The sequence below is a fragment of the Sinorhizobium fredii USDA 205 genome (assembly GCF_001461695.1).
Lineage (GTDB): Bacteria > Pseudomonadota > Alphaproteobacteria > Rhizobiales > Rhizobiaceae > Sinorhizobium > Sinorhizobium fredii.
The window spans coordinates 98,887-117,623 of the sequence record NZ_AUTC01000045.1 but is presented as its reverse complement, the minus strand read 5'-3'; the positions used below and the strand labels follow the sequence as shown (position 1 = coordinate 117,623).

Annotated in this window: 22 protein-coding genes; 11 read left to right on the top strand and 11 right to left on the bottom strand. The window is 63.8% G+C overall.

Annotated features, from left to right (window positions below; translation table 11 throughout):
* Nucleotides 1-193: 193 nt before the first annotated feature.
* The gene (locus tag N181_RS06475) at nt 194-697 is read right to left on the bottom strand and encodes a MarR family winged helix-turn-helix transcriptional regulator (RefSeq protein ID WP_014329830.1); all 504 of its coding nucleotides are present in this window, start codon (nt 695-697) and stop codon (nt 194-196) included.
* A gap of 113 nt (nt 698-810) precedes the next feature.
* On the opposite strand from N181_RS06475, the gene N181_RS06470 reads away from it, so the two are divergent.
* The 4 genes from N181_RS06470 (at nt 811) to cysE (ending at nt 4,672) form a co-directional block, all read left to right on the top strand.
* The gene (locus N181_RS06470) at nt 811-1,602 is read left to right on the top strand and encodes a creatininase family protein (protein ID WP_014329831.1); all 792 of its coding nucleotides are present in this window, start codon (nt 811-813) and stop codon (nt 1,600-1,602) included.
* Nucleotides 1,603-1,715: 113 nt separating this feature from the next.
* A complete protein-coding gene (locus N181_RS06465) occupies nt 1,716-2,810 on the top strand; it encodes a CobW family GTP-binding protein (protein WP_014329832.1) in 1,095 nt (364 codons plus the stop codon).
* 37 nt (nt 2,811-2,847) lie between these two features.
* A complete protein-coding gene (locus N181_RS06460) occupies nt 2,848-3,837 on the top strand; it encodes a WD40 repeat domain-containing protein (protein WP_014329833.1) in 990 nt (329 codons plus the stop codon).
* A 7-nt stretch (nt 3,838-3,844) separates the two neighbouring features.
* Nucleotides 3,845-4,672 carry a serine O-acetyltransferase gene (cysE, locus tag N181_RS06455; RefSeq protein ID WP_014329834.1) on the top strand — a complete coding sequence of 276 codons (828 nt, stop codon included), beginning with the start codon at nt 3,845-3,847 and terminating at the stop codon, nt 4,670-4,672.
* Nucleotides 4,673-4,697: 25 nt separating this feature from the next.
* On the opposite strand, the gene N181_RS06450 is transcribed toward cysE, so the two are convergent.
* Entirely contained in the window at nt 4,698-5,144 is a 447-nt protein-coding gene (locus N181_RS06450; protein ID WP_014329835.1) for a glyoxalase superfamily protein, read from the bottom strand.
* Nucleotides 5,145-5,408: 264 nt separating this feature from the next.
* On the opposite strand from N181_RS06450, the gene N181_RS06440 reads away from it, so the two are divergent.
* A complete protein-coding gene (locus tag N181_RS06440; protein WP_060563299.1) occupies nt 5,409-6,044 on the top strand; it encodes a LysE family translocator in 636 nt (211 codons plus the stop codon).
* 118 nt (nt 6,045-6,162) lie between these two features.
* On the opposite strand, the gene N181_RS06435 is transcribed toward N181_RS06440, so the two are convergent.
* Both N181_RS06435 and odc2 read right to left on the bottom strand, forming a co-directional pair.
* The gene (locus N181_RS06435) at nt 6,163-6,753 is read right to left on the bottom strand and encodes a GNAT family N-acetyltransferase (RefSeq protein ID WP_014329837.1); all 591 of its coding nucleotides are present in this window, start codon (nt 6,751-6,753) and stop codon (nt 6,163-6,165) included.
* An 86-nt stretch (nt 6,754-6,839) separates the two neighbouring features.
* A complete protein-coding gene (odc2, locus tag N181_RS06430; RefSeq protein ID WP_014329838.1) occupies nt 6,840-7,973 on the bottom strand; it encodes an ornithine/lysine decarboxylase in 1,134 nt (377 codons plus the stop codon).
* A 606-nt stretch (nt 7,974-8,579) separates the two neighbouring features.
* On the opposite strand from odc2, the gene N181_RS06425 reads away from it, so the two are divergent.
* The 3 genes from N181_RS06425 (at nt 8,580) to N181_RS06415 (ending at nt 11,256) form a co-directional block, all read left to right on the top strand.
* A complete protein-coding gene (locus N181_RS06425; RefSeq protein ID WP_037394153.1) occupies nt 8,580-9,473 on the top strand; it encodes a LysR family transcriptional regulator in 894 nt (297 codons plus the stop codon).
* Between the two features lie 107 nt (nt 9,474-9,580).
* Nucleotides 9,581-10,225, top strand: coding sequence for a DUF1007 family protein (locus tag N181_RS06420; protein ID WP_037394164.1), 645 nt, complete (start codon nt 9,581-9,583; stop codon nt 10,223-10,225).
* A complete protein-coding gene (locus tag N181_RS06415; protein ID WP_042775664.1) occupies nt 10,219-11,256 on the top strand; it encodes a nickel/cobalt transporter in 1,038 nt (345 codons plus the stop codon). The genes N181_RS06420 and N181_RS06415 overlap by 7 nt, the downstream gene beginning before the upstream one ends.
* 7 nt (nt 11,257-11,263) lie before the next feature.
* Here N181_RS06415 and N181_RS06410 read toward each other — a convergent pair whose 3' ends face one another.
* From N181_RS06410 to N181_RS06395, 4 genes are all read right to left on the bottom strand, one after another.
* Complete coding sequence (locus tag N181_RS06410; protein WP_037394138.1) at nt 11,264-11,479, bottom strand: hypothetical protein; 216 nt, start codon at nt 11,477-11,479, stop codon at nt 11,264-11,266.
* The gene (locus N181_RS06405; RefSeq protein ID WP_014329843.1) at nt 11,476-12,174 is read right to left on the bottom strand and encodes a GNAT family N-acetyltransferase; all 699 of its coding nucleotides are present in this window, start codon (nt 12,172-12,174) and stop codon (nt 11,476-11,478) included. The genes N181_RS06410 and N181_RS06405 overlap by 4 nt, the downstream gene beginning before the upstream one ends.
* A 118-nt stretch (nt 12,175-12,292) precedes the next feature.
* Nucleotides 12,293-12,991: a tellurite resistance TerB family protein gene (locus N181_RS06400; protein WP_014329844.1), complete on the bottom strand. Its 699-nt coding sequence runs from the start codon at nt 12,989-12,991 to the stop codon at nt 12,293-12,295.
* 165 nt (nt 12,992-13,156) lie between these two features.
* A complete protein-coding gene (locus tag N181_RS06395) occupies nt 13,157-13,795 on the bottom strand; it encodes a 2-dehydro-3-deoxy-phosphogluconate aldolase (protein WP_014329845.1) in 639 nt (212 codons plus the stop codon).
* Between the two features lie 200 nt (nt 13,796-13,995).
* On the opposite strand from N181_RS06395, the gene N181_RS06390 reads away from it, so the two are divergent.
* The 3 genes from N181_RS06390 to trhO all read left to right on the top strand — a co-directional run bounded on the left by N181_RS06390 (nt 13,996) and on the right by trhO (nt 16,387).
* A complete protein-coding gene (locus N181_RS06390; protein ID WP_014329846.1) occupies nt 13,996-14,469 on the top strand; it encodes a CYTH domain-containing protein in 474 nt (157 codons plus the stop codon).
* Nucleotides 14,466-15,374 carry a CHAD domain-containing protein gene (locus N181_RS06385; RefSeq protein WP_014329847.1) on the top strand — a complete coding sequence of 303 codons (909 nt, stop codon included), beginning with the start codon at nt 14,466-14,468 and terminating at the stop codon, nt 15,372-15,374. Before N181_RS06390 ends, N181_RS06385 begins: the two co-directional genes overlap by 4 nt.
* Before the next feature lie 68 nt (nt 15,375-15,442).
* Nucleotides 15,443-16,387, top strand: coding sequence for an oxygen-dependent tRNA uridine(34) hydroxylase TrhO (gene trhO, locus N181_RS06380; protein WP_014329848.1), 945 nt, complete (start codon nt 15,443-15,445; stop codon nt 16,385-16,387).
* A 22-nt stretch (nt 16,388-16,409) separates the two neighbouring features.
* On the opposite strand, the gene N181_RS06375 is transcribed toward trhO, so the two are convergent.
* Genes N181_RS06375 through N181_RS06365 form a run of 3 tightly spaced genes read right to left on the bottom strand, consistent with a single transcriptional unit; the run spans nt 16,410 to nt 18,517 of the window.
* Nucleotides 16,410-16,832 carry an aconitase X swivel domain-containing protein gene (locus N181_RS06375; protein WP_014329849.1) on the bottom strand — a complete coding sequence of 141 codons (423 nt, stop codon included), beginning with the start codon at nt 16,830-16,832 and terminating at the stop codon, nt 16,410-16,412.
* Entirely contained in the window at nt 16,829-18,073 is a 1,245-nt protein-coding gene (locus N181_RS06370) for an aconitase X (protein WP_037394135.1), read from the bottom strand. Before N181_RS06370 ends, N181_RS06375 begins: the two co-directional genes overlap by 4 nt.
* Nucleotides 18,074-18,118: 45 nt before the next feature.
* Nucleotides 18,119-18,517 carry a GFA family protein gene (locus tag N181_RS06365; protein WP_014329851.1) on the bottom strand — a complete coding sequence of 133 codons (399 nt, stop codon included), beginning with the start codon at nt 18,515-18,517 and terminating at the stop codon, nt 18,119-18,121.
* Nucleotides 18,518-18,737 lie beyond the last annotated feature (220 nt).

The window sequence follows — 18,737 nt, the reverse complement described above, 5'->3', positions numbered from 1 at the left end:
CGGCCAAGCCAGCCGAGCAAACAGGCCGCCCGCTTCAGCCAACCCGAAGGGCCGGGCATCTTTCCGCCAGGCTCAGACGCGATCGCCTCGGCCGTACCTTCAGGTACGACCTTCGACAATCGCCTCTGCCCTGACGAAAACCTGCTCCGGCAGAATGCTTCAATTTAACCAGGAAAGGCTCTAAACCCGGACGTTAGTTGGCGGCGCGTGCCGCCTGAAGGTTTTTGTCGACCGCGCGCAGGAGTTTCAGAAGCGTACGCACCTGTTTGTCGGTGAGGCCGCGCGTCGCGAGCTTTTCGGAATGCTGGCCGGCCTCGGCGATGGTCTGCAGGCGGTCGCGACCCGGAGCCGTCAGAAAGACCTTCGTCAGCCGCGCGTCACCTTCGTCCGGCCGGCGCTCGAGGAAGCCCTGGGCCTCCATGCGGCCAATCGTGCGCGTCATCGTCGGCGCCTTGACGCCGAGCCTGGCGGCGAGCGCCCCGGCGGTCAGACCGTCGGTTTCGGCAAGGGCGAGCATGACGCCGTCCTGGCCCGCATAAAGGCCGCTTTCAACGAGGTTGCGGGAAAGCACGGTGCGCATCGATCGGGCTGCCTGGACGAGAATCGACGCCAAATCATGATCGAGCGCCTCGGCGGCGATCTCGTCCTTCCTCTTGCCGTTCTTGACCTTCTTTTCGGCTTTGCTCTTCTTGCCCATTGGACCTCCGGCCGAATCCCGTACACTGCCTTTATAGCAATACCGCTTGAGATTACGAACTGTGTGACTCAAATAACGATTTTACGACAATCGATGCGGAGGACCGAACAGAAATGTCGCTGCCGAAGCCCCGCTGGGGCGACAATCCCGCCGCTCTTGCTGCCGCTGAGCGCCGGGATTGGATCGCCGTCCTGCCGCTCGGCGCGCAGGAGCAGCACGGGCCGCATCTGCCCTTCGAAACCGATCGGCTGATCGCCGAGGGCATTGTCGATCGCGTCATTGCGAGGCTGCCCCAGGGACTGCCGGCGACCTTTCTGCCGGTCGAGCCCATCGGCTATTCGATCGAACATCTGGACGTTGCCGGGACCCGGACGCTTGCCTACGGCGAAGCGATCGCGCGCTGGCTCGGTATCGCCGAAAACCTCAGCCGGCTCGGCATCCGCAAATTCGTGATGCTGAACGCGCATGGCGGCAATTCCCCCCTGATGACCATCGTGGCAACCGAAGCGCGCATGCGCTTCGGCATGCTGGCGGTCGCGACGAGCTGGACCCGTTTCGGGCAGCCGGAGGGCTGGATCAGCGCGGAGGACAAGGCGATCGACATCCATGGCGGCGACATCGAAACGTCGGTGATGCTGGCCCTCCACCCGGACAAGGTCGACATGGCAAAGGCGCGCCACTTTCCTTCCCGCCAGAGCGAGTTCCAGCGGCGGTTCAAACATCTGCGCGCCTATGGCCCGCATGCCTTCGGTTGGAAGATGTCGGACCTCAACCCGGACGGCGTGGCCGGCAATGCCGCCGCCGCCACGCCGGAGCGCGGCGAAGCGCTGCTCGGCCATGCGGTCGGCGGCATCATCGAACTGCTCAGGGACGTGCAAGCCTTCGACATCGGTGACTTTGCCTGATCGATTGACGGCGGCGAAAAGGCGCGCCGCACATTTGCGCATCGCTGCGTCATCTCCTATATGAGACCCCAACGTAAGATGCCCGCGGTGCATCGCCAATCCTCGAGGCTCCCATGACCGAAACGACCACGCAGAAGCCGATCCCCGTCACCGTGCTCACGGGCTATCTCGGCGCCGGCAAGACGACGCTCCTCAACCGCATCCTCAGCGAAAATCACGGCCGCAAATATGCGGTGATCGTCAACGAATTCGGCGAGATCGGCATCGACAACGACCTGATCGTCGAATCCGACGAAGAAATCTACGAGATGAACAACGGCTGCGTCTGCTGCACCGTGCGCGGCGACCTCATCCGTGTCGTCGAAGGGCTGATGCGCCGTCCCGGTCGTTTCGACGCGATCATCGTCGAGACGACCGGCCTTGCCGATCCGGTGCCGGTTGCCCAGACCTTCTTCATGGATGACGACGTGCGCGCCAAGACCGAGCTCGACGCAGTCGTGGCACTGGTCGACGCCAAGCACCTGCCGCTGCGGCTGAAGGACAGCCGGGAGGCGGAAGACCAGATTGCCTTTGCCGATGTGGTGCTGCTCAACAAGACCGATCTCGTGTCACCCGAAGAACTCGAGCGCATCGAGGCGACCGTCCGCGTGATCAACCCGTCGGCCCGCATCTACCGGACGCAGCGCTCTGATATTGATCTCGGCAAGGTGCTCGACCAGGGCGCCTTCAACCTCGAAAGGGCGCTGGAGAACGATCCGCATTTTCTCGATCAGGGTGAACAGGACGATCACGTCTGCGGCCCCGACTGCGATCACGACCATCATCATCACGATCATGACCATCACCACCATGATCATGATCACGACCATCACCATCACCACGATCATGCCCCGTCGCCGATCCACGACGTGACAGTGCAGTCGATCTCGTTGCGTGGCGGCGAGATGAATCCGGAACGCTTCTTCCCCTGGATCCAGAAGATCACCCAGACGGATGGGCCGAACATCCTGCGCCTCAAGGGCATCATCGCCTTTGCAGGCGACGCCGAGCGCTATGTGGTGCAAGGCGTTCACATGATCATCGAGGGCGACCACCAGCGGCCGTGGAAGGAAGGCGAGAAGCGCGAGACCCGCCTCGTCTTCATCGGCCGCGATCTCGACCGCGAGAAGCTCGAGCGCACCTTCAAGGCCTGTGAAGTCCAGGCATGATCCCGGGTAGTGGTAACCAAGAGAGCCTGACCAACTGATGCCGACCGTCGCTCCGCTCGATCTCGAAGGCCACGTCGTCGGCGTGGCCTTTTTGAAGGACATTCCCTTTTTCGCCGGGGCCGCCGGCACCATTCACCGTCTCGATCAGGGCCACAAGACGACCGAGCTGCACGACGGCCTGCTGTCGCTCGCCTATGACGAGGCAACCGACACGCTCTTGACCGGCGGCGAGGACGGCAAGGTGATGCGCGTTTCGGCCGACGGAACGGCGAGCCTTGTCGCCGAGACGCCGCGCAAATGGATTTCCCAGGTCGCCGCCGGCCCACAAAGGGCGGTCGCCTATGCTTTCGGCAAGACGAGCTATGTCCGCCTTGCCGACGGCACCACCAAGGAATTCCCCGAGGAGCGCACCGTCGAGGGCATTGCCTTCGCCCCCAAGGGCTTGCGCATCGCTGTGGCGCGCTACAATGGCGTGTCGTTGCATTGGGTCGGAATCGCCGGCCAGCCGCTCGACCTCGAATGGAAGGGCGCCCATACCGGCGTTACCTTTTCGCCCGACGGCCGCTTCGTCGTCACTTCTATGCAGGAAAACGCGCTGCATGGCTGGAAACTCGATGCAAAGCCAGGCGCCGAGGCGCGGCACATGCGCATGACCGGCTACCCGGCCAAGGTAAAGTCGCTTTCCTGGTCGGCCAAGGGCAAATGGCTCGCCTCCGCGGGCGCCCCGGCGGCGATCGTCTGGCCCTTCCAGGGCAAGGACGGCCCAATGGGCAAGGCGCCGCTCGAACTCGGCACGCGCGGCAACACGATGGTGACAACGGTCGCCTGTCATCCGGCCGAGGACATCGTCGCGATCGGCTACGAGGACGGCATGATCCTCGCCGCCCGCCTCGCCGACAGCAAGGAAGTGCTGCTGCGCCGCCCCGGCAAGGGCGCGGTCACCGCCATGGCCTGGAACAGGACCGGCCGGCAGCTTGCTTTCGGCTCCGCCGCCGGAGATTGTGGCGTGGTGGATTTGGCGGGATAGGGAACGAATGGTCAAAGGGAACACGGCCGAGAGGTATCGCGGCTCGACGGTAGCGCCGCTGGCCGACGGCGAGGGTTGGGACTTCATTCGCGCGGAAGCTCGGCAGCTTGCCGCAAGCGAACCGGTCATGGAACCGACCCTGAGACTGATCACGCAAGCCCGGACAAATGCCGAACTGCTTGGTGGCATTCTTGCTTCCCGCCTCGCTCTGGCACGCATCGACGAACAGTCGCTTGCGACGCTGCTCGCCGGCCTGTTCGATGCCGATTCCGACATACTGGTCGCAGCCGAGGCCGACCTTCGCGCCGTACTGGCGCGCGATCCCGCCTGCCCGGGCCTGATGCACGTCCTCGTGAATCTCAAGGGCTTCCAGGCGCTGCAGACCTATCGCGCCGCGCACCGGCTTTGGCTCGACGGCCGCACGGAAGTGGCCAATTGGCTTTCCAATCTGGCCTCGCTCCTGTTCGGCCCCGATATTCACCCCGCCGCCCGCATCGGAAGGGCGGTGATGCTCGACCACGGTTCCGGCATCGTCATCGGCGAGACCACGGTCATCGAGGACCAGGTCTCGATCCTTCAGAACGTCACGCTCGGCGGCACCGGCAAGGAAACCGGCGACCGGCACCCGAAGATCCGTCGCGGTGTGATGATCGGGGCCGGCGCCAAGATCCTCGGCAACATCGAGGTTGGCGCCTATAGCAAGGTGGCCGCAGGCAGTGTCGTCCTGAAACCCGTCCCGCCCAGGACGACGGTCGCCGGCGTGCCGGCAACGGTGGTGCGCATCCATCGCGTCGACGAAATACCGGCGGCGGAGATGGACCAGACGATCGTCTGATCCATCATCGCGCCTCTTCGCGGCGTCACCATTCCAGTTCCAGGTGCGGCCGTCCGTTCGACGTCCTTTCGACCGTGCGGCCGTTTTCGTCGACGATTGCCGTCACCCTCTGCCGGAAGGCCGAGAAGCTTTCGAAGGTGACGACATCCACCGGCTCGTCGAACTTGAACGTCAGCCGGTAGTGACCCGGCTTGGCCGTCAGGGCCTGGGCCGAAAGGATTTCGCCCGCGAAGGGCTGGCCGAGATAATGGCCCCTCACCCGCGCGCCGAGCATCCATGGATTGAACGGCGGCCGGTTGCCAGCGGCTGCGTGCAGCGTGTTCCAATCGCGATAGCCGTATTGGGCGGCGATCAGTTCGAGAGATTTCGAGTGTCCGATCTCATTGCCTGCGGCGGCGAGCAGGGCGCGCAAGTGCTTCGCCTGATCTTTCAAGATATCGAGTGATGGAAGCGTCCGTAATTCATGCGTCATGACAGGGTCTCCTGCTGCGGCATGCGCTTCTTCGGATGGGTGCCCGCATTGCCATCGGTTCGCATGCCTTCGAGGCGTGACCGAGTCGAAAAGAGGGACTTCACCAAAGCTTGAACGCTCGCGGACGGCTGGGGCCCTCGCCCGCCGCCTCCATAGGCGAAGCGGTGCGTGCTGTCAAATGCACGCACTTCCGAAACGTGCAATTCTTCGTTGCAGCGCTGTCGAAGATATGGAACGACTGTGCGACGGCGAGAGGAGATTTCCATGAACGAGATGACCATCCTTGCATTCGCCCTGGTCGCCTTCATCGGCATAGCAACGCCAGGACCGACCGTGCTCCTGGCACTGACCAACGGATCGCGCCACGGCGTGCGACGCGCCGGCTACGGCATGATCGGTGCGGTGCTCTCGGATTTCGTGCTGATCGGCGCCGTGGCGCTCGGCCTCGGTGCGCTGCTTGCAGCGTCGGAATTCTGGTTCACGGTGGTCAAGTGGCTGGGCGCGGCCTATCTCGCCTTTCTCGGTATCGCGCTGCTGCGCTCCCGCGGCACGCTGGATATCGCGTCGCAGGAGCCGCATGGCGCCGGTGAAGGCACGCGGCGCTCGATCTTCCTGAAGAGTTTCCTCGTCGCCGTCACCAACCCGAAGGGCTATCTCTTCTTTTCGGCCTTCCTGCCGCAGTTCATCGACCCGACCCTGCCCCAGGCGAAGCAATATATCGCGCTGGCGCTCGTCTTTGCCTCGATCGATTTCATGGTGATGTTCGGCTATGCCGTGCTCGGTTCGCAGGCCGTGCGCTTCCTGAAGCGCTCCGGCGCGATCTGGCTCGACCGGTTGTGCGGCGGTGCCCTTCTCGCGCTTGCCGGATCGCTGGCCTTCTATCGAAGGGCTACCTCTTGATCGATGACGCTCCGCGAACGAGCTTCGCCAGCATGGTCGCAAGACACGACAGCGCCCCCGCCTCGCGACGGGAGCGCTGTTCGTTGTCGCCTCCGCAGGGTGAGAGGCGGAAGAAATGTCAGGCGGCGCGCTTGACCGGCGGCATGGCAAGTTTCCGGCCGCTCGCGACCAGCATGCCGGCCGCGCCCTCCAGCCAGCCTTCCTTGAGTTCGAGCGCCAGGAAGCGGTTGCGCTCGAACGGGCCGGGCATGACGAGGTGCTGCGTCCGCTCCGCGAAGAAGCCGAAGCGCTCATAGTAGGCGGCGTCGCCGACGAGCAGGATCGCGCCGTGGCCGCGGTTCTTGGCTTCCTGGATTGCCGCCCGCATCAGCGTCCCACCGATCCCCTTGCCCTCATGCGCCGGATCGACGGCGAGCGGCCCGACAAGCAGCGCCGGGACGGCCTGCCCTTCGCGGGTGACGCCGGCCTCGATATTCCAGAGGCGGACGGTGCCGATGACGTGGCCGTCGACATCGCGTGTCACAAGGGCGAGCCCATCGGCCGGCACGCGGCCGCGCCGCAGCTTTTCCGACGACTTCTTGCTGCGGCCGGGTCCCATGGCCCGGTCGAGCAGGTTTTCCCGCGCGACGACGTCGCCCGGATTTTCGGCGTCTATAACAAAGGTGGACGGCGCGAAGAACGCGCGCAGGGTGTCAACAACAGCGGCCATCGGGGCCTCCCGTCATCAAAACCGCTTCAGGCGGACCAAAGATGATTGTGAAGTCGCCGCTCCCGCCTGAGACGGGAGCGAGCAGGTCAGATCACATAGGCCTTCAGCGGCTCGAAGCCATTGAACGCGACAGCCGAGTAGGTGGTCGTGTAGGCACCGGTGCCCTCGATCAGAACCTCGTCGCCGATCGTCAGCGAGATCGGCAGCGGGTACATGTTCTTCTCGTAGAGCACGTCGGCCGAGTCGCAGGTCGGACCGGCGAGCACGCAGGGCTCCATTTCGTCGGCGTCGCGCGCCGTGCGGATCGGGTAGCGGATCGCCTCGTCCATCGTCTCGGCGAGACCGCCGAACTTGCCGATGTCGAGGAACACCCAGCGGTGGCTGTCGTTGTCCGACTTCTTCGAGACGAGGACGACTTCCGCCTTGATCACGCCGGCATTTCCGACCATGCCGCGGCCCGGCTCGATGATCGTCTCCGGAATGTTGTTGCCGAAGTGCTTCTTCAGCGCACCGAAGATCGCCTGGCCATAGGCTTCGGCCGTCGGAACGTCCTTGAGGTACTTCGTCGGGAAGCCGCCGCCCATGTTGACCATCTTGAGCTCGATGCCTTGCTTGGCAAGTTGCCCGAAGACGCGCTTGGCATCGGCGAGCGCCGCATCCCAGGCGTCGAGCTTGGTCATCTGCGAGCCGACATGGAACGACACGCCGTAGGAGACGAGGCCGAGCTGATGGGCATAGACGAGCACGTCGACGGCCATCTGCGGCACGCAGCCGAACTTGCGCGACAGCGGCCATTCGGCGCCTTCGCCATCGGTGAGCACGCGGCAGAACACCCGGGCGCCCGGAGCGGCACGCGCCACCTTCTCGACCTCTTCATGGCTGTCGACCGCGAAGAGGTTGATCCCCAGCGCATGGGCGCGGGCAATGTCGCGCTCCTTCTTGATGGTGTTGCCATAAGAGATGCGGCTCGGGGTCGCACCGGCATCGAGCGCCATTTCGATTTCGGCGACAGACGCGCAATCGAAGTTGGAGCCGAGACCGGCGAGAAGGCGCAGGACTTCCGGCGCCGGGTTGGCCTTCACGGCGTAGTAGATGGCGCTGTCGGGCAGCGCGTGACGGAAAGCCTTGAAATTGTCGCGCACGATGTCGAGGTCGACAACGAGGCAGGGGCCTTCGGGTCGTCGGGTGTTGAGGAAGTCGATGATGCGTGCGGTGGTCATGGCTTTATTCCCCGATCCATTAGACTCCACAACTGTGGAGGACAAAGGGCATACGCGCGCTTGCACTGGAACCAGCCGGTGGAGACCCCGGAACCATGCATGCGCTCGATGCGCGAAACGATGAATCGAAGCCCTCAAAGGCTAAGATTCGGCTTTGTCTGCCATGGATTGGAGGGAATAACCCAACCGCACTTCCGGCAATGAAGGTGTGCCTCTTCAGTAACCCCGGCTGTTGGAAAGCCGGCAGACACCAGAAAGGCCCGCACCGTCGTTGCTTCAAGATGTCCTCGCATTTCCCGGTTGGCCGGAATAGCGACTGGAGGGGTTAGTTCCAGGTACCTTACCGATACCCTCACCTAATCGAGGGTCGGCGGACACCCACAGGCACGTGCGACTTTGGGCAAGTGCGTAGGTAAGAAAAATCACTGTCGTAATCAAGAGTTTTTTCCGCTTCGCCCCTAAATTTTTCTGGACCGGACCATGGCGTGAGTGTTCACTTTCAATGAACGATCGCGGCGTGGCTGGTGCGCGCGGCAGAGACGCCCGAAATCGGGACTTCCGAAGGGAGGTTCCGGCCTCCGCAGCGTGAAAAGGGAAAGACGAATCATGGACACTTTGACCCGCATCCGCGCCTTCATCGACGTCGTGGACGCGGAGGGTTTTTCGGCCGCTGCCCGGCGCATCGGCAAATCCAAGGCGCTTCTGTCAAAATATGTCCGCGAACTCGAAGACGAGCTCGGCGCCCTGCTCCTCAACCGCACGACGCGGCAGTTCTCGCTGACCGAGGCCGGTCACACCTATTACCGCTCCGCCTCCGAGATCCTCAAGGAGATCGACAATCTTGCCGATCTCGTCCGCGCCAACAATTCCGACCTGCGCGGCCGCCTCAGAATCACCGTGCCGCGGACCTTCGTTGATGCGGAGATCGGCCAGTCGCTGATCGATTTCGGCCGGCAGCACCCGGAATTGTCGCTGGAGATCGTCTCCGACGACCGATTCGTCGACCTGGTCGAAGAGGGCTTCGACGTGGCTGTCCGCATCACCCGGCTCGAGGATTCGACGCTGATCGCCCGCAAGCTCGATGACTTCCAGTTGCTGGTCTGCGCCTCGCCGGACTTCCTGGCGAAGGCCGGCCCCTTCGCGCACCCGAGCGAGCTTTCGAAGATTCCATGCATCCTCGACACCAACGGCCGCTCCTACTCGAACTGGCGTTTCATCGAGCCGGACGGTTCGCCCTTCACCGTGCCGGTAAGCGGTCCGATCGAGGTCAACAGCCCGCTTGCCGCAGCGCGCGCCGCGGTGACCGGCATCGGCGTGACGGTCCTCCCCGACTTCATCGCCCGCCCGAGAATCCAGTCCGGCGAGTTGGTGACGCTCTTCGACGACTACCTCCCCAAGGACCGCGGCATCTATGCGATCTATCCGCACCGGCGTTATCTGCCGACGAAAGTGCGCACCTTCGTCGATTTCCTGCACGGCTGGTTCCGCAAGACGCAATGAAGGCGTGTCCGGCACTTCGCCTGCGAAGTCCCAATTCCGTCCCATTTGCGGTACATTCCGAGGCGATTCGTACGGTCGGCTTCGACCGGAAAGGACTCCCGATTCCGATGAACACACAACGTCTCGTCCTGGCCGGACTTGCGACCCTGCTGATGCCCGGGCTCGCCGTCGCCCATCCGCACATCTTCGCCGAGGCGCGGCTGGAGATCGTCTCCGACGACAAGGGGAATATCGGCGAACTTCGCAACGTCTGGCGATTCGACGAGCTGTTTTCGGCAAGCGTCGTGCTCGACTTCGACAAGAACTCCAATGCCACGCTCGATCCGGATGAGTTGAAGGAAGTCGGCCAGACTGTGCTCGAGTCGCTTTCCGAGTACAATTATTACACGGCGATATTCGACAATGGAAAATCGGTAAAAGTCACAAAGCCCGACAGCATCACGGTCGACTACAAGGACAACCAACTGCTGATGATGTTCGCGGTCAAGCCGGCGGAGGCGATGCCGCTCAAGGGCAAGCTCTCCTTCGGTGTCTACGACCCGACCATGTACACGGCGATGGACTTCCCGACTGACGGTGATCTCACCGTCGTCGGCGAGAAGATCGAGGCCTGCCAGCACCAGGTGGTGCGGCCGGATCCGGACGAGGTGCTGGCCGAAAACAAGGACACGCTCACCGACGCCTTCTGGAACGATCCGACCGGCACCGACATGTCGAAACTCTTCGCAACGAGGATCGAGGTGACATGCTGAACCTGCGCAGGATCGGCGGTCCGCTCGTCGCCGGCCTTCTGTTGGCAGCCCTTTCGGCGACGCTCGCCATGGCGCAATCGCCGCTCGGCATCGGCTCCGCCGAGCCTTCGATCCCGACCACCGGCGTCTTCGGCGGGTTTTTCGCCTGGGTCAACATGGAACAGCAGAGCTTCTACCGGCTGCTGACCGGCGCGCTCAAGGACATGCGCGACAACCCCTGGCAGCTCTGGTCGCTGATCGGCCTTTCCTTCGCCTATGGCGTCTTCCATGCGGCCGGCCCCGGCCACGGCAAGGCGGTGATTTCCTCCTACATGATCGCCAATGAGACGGAACTGAAACGTGGCGTGCTGTTGTCGTTCCTCTCGTCGATCCTGCAGGGCGTCGTGGCGATCCTGTTGATCGGCGCCGTCTATCTCGTGCTGCGCGGCTCCTCCATCAACATGACGCGCGCCACCCATTGGCTCGAGGTCGCGAGCTATGCGCTGATTGCCGCCTTCGGCAGCTGGCTGGTCTTCCGCAAGCTGCGATCGATGGCCCGGCCGAGGCTGGCCCTTGCCGACGGGCACGCCCATCATCAGCATGGTTCCCATGATCACGGCCATCACGGTCACCATCATTCGCATCATCACGGCGACGCGCATGGCCCCGGCGAGGTCTGCGCCACCTGCGGCCACGCCCATGCGCCCGATCCGCAAATGCTGAAGGGCGATCGTTTTGCGCTCAGCGAAGCCTGGTCGGCAATCGTTGCAGTGGGTCTACGCCCCTGCTCCGGTGCCCTGATCGTGCTTTCCTTCGCGCTGCTGAACGGGCTCTATCTCGGCGGCGTGCTGTCGGTCTTCGCCATGTCGATCGGCACCGCCATCACCGTCTCGATCCTCGCCACCCTGGCCGTCACCGCCAAGGGCTTCGCCGTTCGCTACGCCTCGAGCCAATCGGCTGCGGCGCGCATCTCGAACGGCATCGAAATCGCCGGTGCGCTGCTGGTCCTGGTCTTGGGGCTTGTTCTGCTGGGTGCCGCGCTGCAAGGCTGAGGCGCAGCTACAGCCCCCGCCGGCGCTGATGGCGGGCGCGCAGCCAGAAGATCAGGAAGAAGCCGAGCACGAAAATCGCCCCGACGCCGGCGGCGAGCCACGGGGAAATGTCGCCGAGCCGCACCATGATCGATGGCAGCACGAAGAAGCCGATGCCGACGATCGCCAGGATGATCGCGGCGGCGATCGCAGCCGACCTTTCCTTTTTCTCGGGCGCGCTCACGCTTGCTCCTTTGTCGCCAGTTCCGCGCGGATGTCCTCGAGACGTCGCTTCTGGAGCCCTTCGCTATCGAAATTGTCGGGTGAAAGCCAGCCCTCGAAGGCGGCCTTGAGGAGCGGCCATTCGCCGTCGATCATCGAGAACCAGGCGGTGTCGCGATTGCCGTGCTTGGAAATCATGTGCTGGCGGAAAATGCCTTCGAAGGTAAAGCCGAGCCTGAGCGCCGTGGTGCGGCTAGGCTGGTTTTCGCTGTGGCATTTCCACTCGTAGCGGCGATAGCCGAGATCCTCGAAAACGTGCCTCGCCATCAGGTAGTGCGCTTCCGTCGAGAGCGGCGATCGCGCCATGGCCGGCCCGTGCGCCACGCCGCCGACCTCGACGACGCCATTGGCGGGGTCGGCGCGCATGTAGTTCGCCATGCCGACGACGCTGCCGGTTGCCCTGTCGCGAAACACCTCGGTGATCCAGCCGGATTTCGCCTGAACAGCCGAGAGCCAGGCGTCGAAGGCCTCGATTCCCGAAAAATCGTCCTGGGTGAAATATTTGAGCAGCGGGTTGATCGCCAGGCCGCCAAAGGCATCGTGCCAGAGCGGCTCCAGATGCACCGCGCGGTCATAGGGCTCCAGCCGCACATAGCGGCCCTCGATCAAAACCGGCTGCGGCGCCGGACATCCCTTCCAATTGGCAAGATCGCGCATCGATCGCTCCCCGCGTTCCACTTGCTTTGGCAATAGGACAGACACCGCCGCGTTTCAAATTCAAACTCGTGATCGAACCATGAGCGGAACGGATACGCTCCGCTCATCGCGCTGCGTCTCAGACAGAAACCTTGGCCGCCGAAACCGTCGCCTCGATGTGGTCGACAAGCGCATCGGCAAGCCCGAGCCGGCCAGCGAGAAGATCGAGATAGCCGCGCTCGGCCCGGCCATCCGGCTCGATCGCAAGGCGCGATGCCGTATAGATCTCGACCCGTTCCTCTTCCGTCTTGCCGGCAGCGACGATGGCGTCGAGATCGATCGGATTGGCAAGCTCGCCTTCGAGGAAGGCCGTGGCATCCGCCGAGAGACCCGAGACGGAGAGCTTGTCCATGATCCGACGACGTTCGGTTTCGTCGATATGGCCATCCGCCCGGGCGGCGGCGATCATGGCGCGAACGAGCACCAGCGCGAAGTCATTGCTGAGCGCTTCCGGCGCCGCGAAGCCGGAATCGGCAGGCGGCGCGGGGAGTTCCATGGGTGCAGGCGACGCTGGCTGCGGCGCCTGCCCGGCCTGATAGTTCTTGTAGGCCTGGTAACCGAGGCCGGCGATCGCCGCCAGCCCGCCGAGAACAGCCGCATTGCCGGCCAGGTTGCGTCCTGACTTCGTGCCGAGCAGCACGGCCGCGATCGCGCCGGTCGCCAGCGGATTGTCCTTGGCGAGTTGGGTCACCTGATCGGCGCGGCCGCGAACCGTGCCGCCGGCGCCGGGCACCTGCGAACCTAAGAACTGATCCAGCAATTTCTTCGCGTCGAACATCGGCCTCGCTCCTTAGGTTTGACGCGCGGAAGCGGCAGCCTCTCTGCGTCGTCGTTGTCGGAGTGAGACATAGGAACCGGCAGGTGAAAATACAAACACGAACCGGACATGAAAAAGCCGGACGAGGGCCCGGCTTCTTGATGGATTGTCCTTTGCTTCGCCCGGTCAGCCTTTTAGCGCAAAGGCCTCGGCAGCGAGCTTGGTGATGCCGGCCCAGTCGCCCCTGGCGACCAGCTCCTTCGGCGCAACCCAGGAGCCGCCGACGCAGACGACGTTCGGCAGCGAAAGATAGTCCCGCGCATTGGCAAGCGAAATGCCGCCGGTCGGGCAGAACAAAGTACCTGCAAGTGGCGACGACAGAGATTTCAGATAGGCGGCGCCGCCGGCCTGCTCGGCCGGGAAAAACTTCATGACGCCGTAGCCTTCCTCGCGCAGCCCCATCACCTCGCTCGCCGTCGCCGCCCCCGGCAGCAGGGGCACCTCGTGGTCGTCGGCGACGTCGATCAGTTCCTGCGTCGTGCCGGGGCTGACAATGAACTCGGAGCCGGCCGAAACGGCCTCTTCGAACTGGGCGGCGTTGAGTATGGTTCCGGCACCGGCAACCGCCCCTTCAACTTCGTTCGCCACGGCGCGGATCGCCTCGAGCGCCGCCGGCGTGCGCAGCGTGATCTCGATCGCCTTCAGGCCACCTGCAACAAGCGCCCGAGCCAGCGGGACTGCAGTTGCTGCATCATCGATCACCAGCACCGGTACCACCGGTTGCAGCTTGAGGATGGAAAGAAGCTTGTCGGTCTTCGCGCTCATGCCCGCCGTCCTTTTAAAACGATTGAATCTGCACTCGCATACTCCGCCCGCCTGCCATTGTCGAGACCGAAAGACCCCGTGCCGTACGCGCCGTACAAAAGAAGACGATAAAATATCATCTGCAACAAAGAGATGGCTTGAGCCTAACCCGCAATGCGATAGTTTGATGACGGTCGACCTCTCGAACGGCAGGACATTCCATGGCGAAGGAGATAGAGCGCAAGTTCCTGGTTGCTTCCGACGACTGGAGGGAGCGCGCCGACGGAGGCATCAGGTTACGCCAAGCCTATATCGTCACCATGGAGGATCGTTCGGTGCGCGTGCGAATCCATGGAAACAAATGGGCCCGCCTTACCGTCAAGATCGGCAAATCGGCTTTGGTGCGGAACGAGTACGAATACGACCTGCCTATGGACGACGCCCGCGAGTTGCTGACCCAGGCCGTCGGCATCGTCATCGAGAAGCGCCGTTATCGCGTCCCGCACAAGAGTTTCACCTGGGAGGTCGATGTTTATGAGGGAGCCCTCGAAGGCCTGGTCGTCGCCGAGGTCGAGATGAAGAAGGAGACGGACCTCCCCGCCCTTCCCGCATGGCTGGGCCGCGAGATCACCGGCGACCGCCGCTATTCCAACCAGGCGCTGGCCACTGAGGGACTGCTGGTCGCGCAACCATGACCTACGCCTTCAGTCCGGGCCGTCCCTTCACCGAGGACTTTCGCGCCGTCGGCGCCGAGCAGGTCGCGCGTGCGGTGGCAGTGCTCAAGGATCAGCCGGCGGGCGTGCACGAAGCCATCCACGACGCGCGCAAGAATTTCAAGCGCCTGCGCTCGCTCTACCGGCTCGTCGCCTGCGATGCTCCACTCTTTCAGAAGCAGGAAAACGCCCGCATCCGAGATGTGGCGCGCAATCTCTCGACCGTTCGCGACGCAGCAGCTCTTGTCGAGAACGCCAGCTATCTCCGCGAGCATGCGGCCAGCGAAGAGCAGCAATTGGCGCTCGACAAGGTCTGCTCGATCCTCGCAGACCGCCGTGACCGGATCGCTGAAGGCGAAACTGATCTCGAAGGCAAGATCGACTCGACCATCGTCATTTGCGAACAGGCGCTCGCGGCACTTACGCATGTTTCCTTCGACGACGGCAGACGAGAATCCGCCGGCCGACTGGCAAAAGGCTGGCGGCGAACCTTGAGCCGCGCCGCGCGCGCCAGGGCCGCTTGCGAAACGAGCACCGAGGCCGAGCTCTTGCACGAGCTGCGCAAGCGCGCCCAGGACTATAGGATGCATCTGGGGCTGTTGCGAGAGGCATGGCCTTCGGCGATGCAAGCGAAGAGGGCGGAAACCAAGGAACTGGTCGACGTGCTCGGCCATTTGAACGACCTCGCCACGATGACGTCCCTCATCAACGAAGAGCCGGAGCTCGCCGGCGACAGCCAGAATCAGGCTCATCTCCTTTCCGCCGTCATCACCCGGCAAGAGGATCTGAGACTGGAAGCCCTGCAGCGGGCAGCGGCGGTCTTCCTCGACGACCCGGGGAGCGAAAGCCGCACGATCGAACTGCTGTGGCTCGAGGCCGGGCGGTAACGCTTGGACCTTTCGGTCCGATTCGCCGCAATTGCGCTTGAACCGCGAAAGCTGTATTTGCGTGCCCCATGACCGACATGTTCACGACACCGCGCCCAGAGGCGCAGGGCCAGTTTTTGGTGGCCGCGCTCTATCATTTCGTCTCCTTTCCGCGCTTCGCCGAATTCCGCGAACCGCTGCAGGCTGTCTGCGATGCCAACGGCGTGAAGGGCACGCTGCTTCTCGCCCATGAAGGCATCAACGGCACGATCGCCGGCACCGAGACGGGCATTGCCGCGGTGCTGGCCTACCTCATCGCTCAGCCTGAATTCACTGGCCTGGAACACAAGGAGAGCCGGGCCGCGGCCATGCCCTTCCTGCGCATGAAGGTGCGGCTGAAGAAGGAAATCGTCACCATGGGCGTCGAGGCCATCGACCCCAACCAGGTGGTCGGCACCTATGTGGAACCGAAGGACTGGAACGCGCTGATTTCCGATCCGGATACGCTGGTCATCGACACGCGCAACGACTACGAGACGGCGATCGGCCTGTTTCGCGGCGCCGTCGACCCTAAAACCAAGACCTTCCGCGAGTTTCCCGACTGGGTCCGCAACCACACCGGCCTGCACAACAAGCCGAAGATCGCCATGTACTGTACCGGCGGCATCCGCTGCGAGAAGGCGACCGCCTTCATGAAGGAACAGGGTTTTGAAGAGGTCTACCATCTCAAGGGCGGCATCCTGAAGTATCTTGAGCAGATCCCGGCGGAGGAAAGCCTCTGGGACGGCGCCTGCTTCGTCTTCGACGAACGCGTCTCCGTCACCCATGGCCTTGCGGAGGGCGAGCACACGCTCTGCCACGCCTGCCGCCAGCCTTTGACGCCGGAAGACCTCCTCTCGCCCCTTCACGAGGAAGGCGTCTCCTGCGTTCACTGCCATGAGGCCCGCACCGACGAGGATCGCGAGCGCTATCGGGAGCGGCAGCGGCAGATCGCTTTGGCGAAGACGCGCGGCGAGCGGCATCTCGGCAGCTGAGGCGAAGCCGCAATCGCCAGCGTCAAATCTCGATCACTGCCGATTCGTCGCCCGCCTCGATCGCGAGTGACGTGGCCCCGGTGATCGCCGCCCAATCCGCTTCGCTGGCGAGAACCACCGGGCAGGCCTTGCCGTAGAGCTCGGCCGCGACCATCGCCCCGACGGTGACGATCGCGTCGCGCGCCAGCAGCACGATACCTGCCGGCCCGGTTCCGCGCCGTAGCGCTTCCGCCAGCACTGAGCTCCCGGAGCTCGAGCCGCGCCCTGCCCGCATCACCAGGATCCGGCCGATCATCACCTCGTTCTTCTGCGGATGCCACTGGTCGATGATCCGCCCGGTCGCCGAGTCGAGGCCGCCCCAGAAGCTTAAGGGTTCCGAAAGCACCAGCGTTTCTGCCTGCGCCGATCCGCCGACCAGCGTCGCTGCCTTGAGCCGCACCGTCACAGCCGCACCACCTTGCCGGCCCGGGCCGATCCGACACAGTCCGCAAGCGATCCGAAGGCGACGTCGACGCCGATGTTGCCCGGCGCGTAATAGGCCCATTTGCCGGAATTGGTCATGACGGCGCCGGACAGGTCACGCATCACCGCCGTCACATAGGTGCAGGTATCGATGACCAGCGTCACGCCGGCTGCCCTCAGGCGCTCCTCCCAGCCGCGTCTTTGCAAGTCCTCGAGCACTGCCCGATGGGTGTTGACATAGACATCGACCATCAGCCGAGCCCCGTCGATCAGCGGCATCAACCGCTCGAACTCGGCAAGCGAGAAATGCGGCGTGCCCAGGCTGACGGCAGTCAATGGGGTGCCGTCCGGAACCGTCGAAAGCTTACTTACGGTTTCTCGGAGGTCCGCCGCCGTGAGTCGGATCACCTCTTCCGGCGCTTGGCCCTGAAATGCCGCATCGATGGTCGGCGCCTCCGGCGTCAGCCCCACGGCATGGAAAAGCGCAACCGCACCCGCGGAAGCGGCGACGGCACCGAGCGCCTTCAGATCATCCTCGCTGGTCGAAGCCGGCAGGCCGGTGATCGCCGGCACCCGGTCGCCGCAGCGCCGGCCGATCGCATGCCCGACGGCGACGCAGGCGAGCCCCGCTTCCGCCCATTCCCCGGGCAGGCTCTCGACCTCTACACGGATGCGTGCGCGGCGGTTCTCGCCGATATGCAGGCCGTAATAGGGGGCACGACCGGTCAGCGCACAACACAGATCGATGAAATCGCCATAGCGGTTGGTGCGGGCGCCGAGCACGGAATTGGCAAAGACGATGGCGTTCGACTCGGCCCAGGCGATCTGGGCGCCGAAGCGCGGCCGGAAGATCGTCTGATAGGGCGCGCAGGTAAAGGTCGGCACACAGCCGAGTTCCTCATGCACCCTCATCAGCCGCGCTCCACCCCGGCCGACCTCGTCGCTGCCATGAAAAAGTTCCGGATGGATGAGATCGACGGAGCCGACATTCAGCGTCGTCGGCACGCGAACGCGACCGCCGAGACGCACCAGATGCTCGACGAAGTCGAGGCTCACCTGGCCGAGATAGAGACAGCCGTCGATATGCGCCGCCTCGATGTCGATGAAGCGCTCCGCGCCAACGGCCTCGGCGAAACGGACGAGCAGCCGCATGGCGAAGGCGGCAGCCTCGCCTTGCTCGCCGGACAGAAGCGACCGGTCGAAGGTGGAAAGTGCAACAGGCATGCCGACGTTAGACGCGACCGTCGTCCGGATGTCAATTCAGGCCCATCAGGCCGGCAGCGTCTCGTACTCGTCGACGGGAAGAGTGGGCCGGTCCCAATGCGGGCGACTCCGCGCGAAGACCGCATTTGTCGGTTCAAACAGCGCGGTGTCGTCGAGCGTGCCCGCAAAAACCGTCCATTGATCGTCATCCGGCGGGCCGGAAGCGAAAATCTGGCTGCCGCAGGCAGGGCAGAAATAGCGGATCGACACGTTGCCGCTTTCGGCCAACGTCTGGAAGGTGCGAAGCTCGCCGGTAACAAGGACGTCGACACGCGAGAATATCATGTAGCAACTGTGACCGGTCCCCGTGGCCCGCTGGCAATCGCGGCAATGGCAGAACCCGGAATAGATCGGTGCTCGCTTCGCCTCATAGCGGACCGCGCCGCACAGACATTGACCCTTCATGTGTTTTCCTCCCTCGAAAGCGGGAAGAAATAGCGCTGTGCCTGCGTCGATCAATGGAAGCCGCGCGTCAGGACACGCAACTTTGCATGTTGGGATTCGCCCCTCATCCGGCCTGCCGGCCACCTTCTCCCCGCACGCGGGGCGAAGGACACGCGCGGCGACCGCTCAAGCTCCCTCGCCCCGCTTGCGGGGAGAGGGCTAGGATGATGGCAAATTCCAG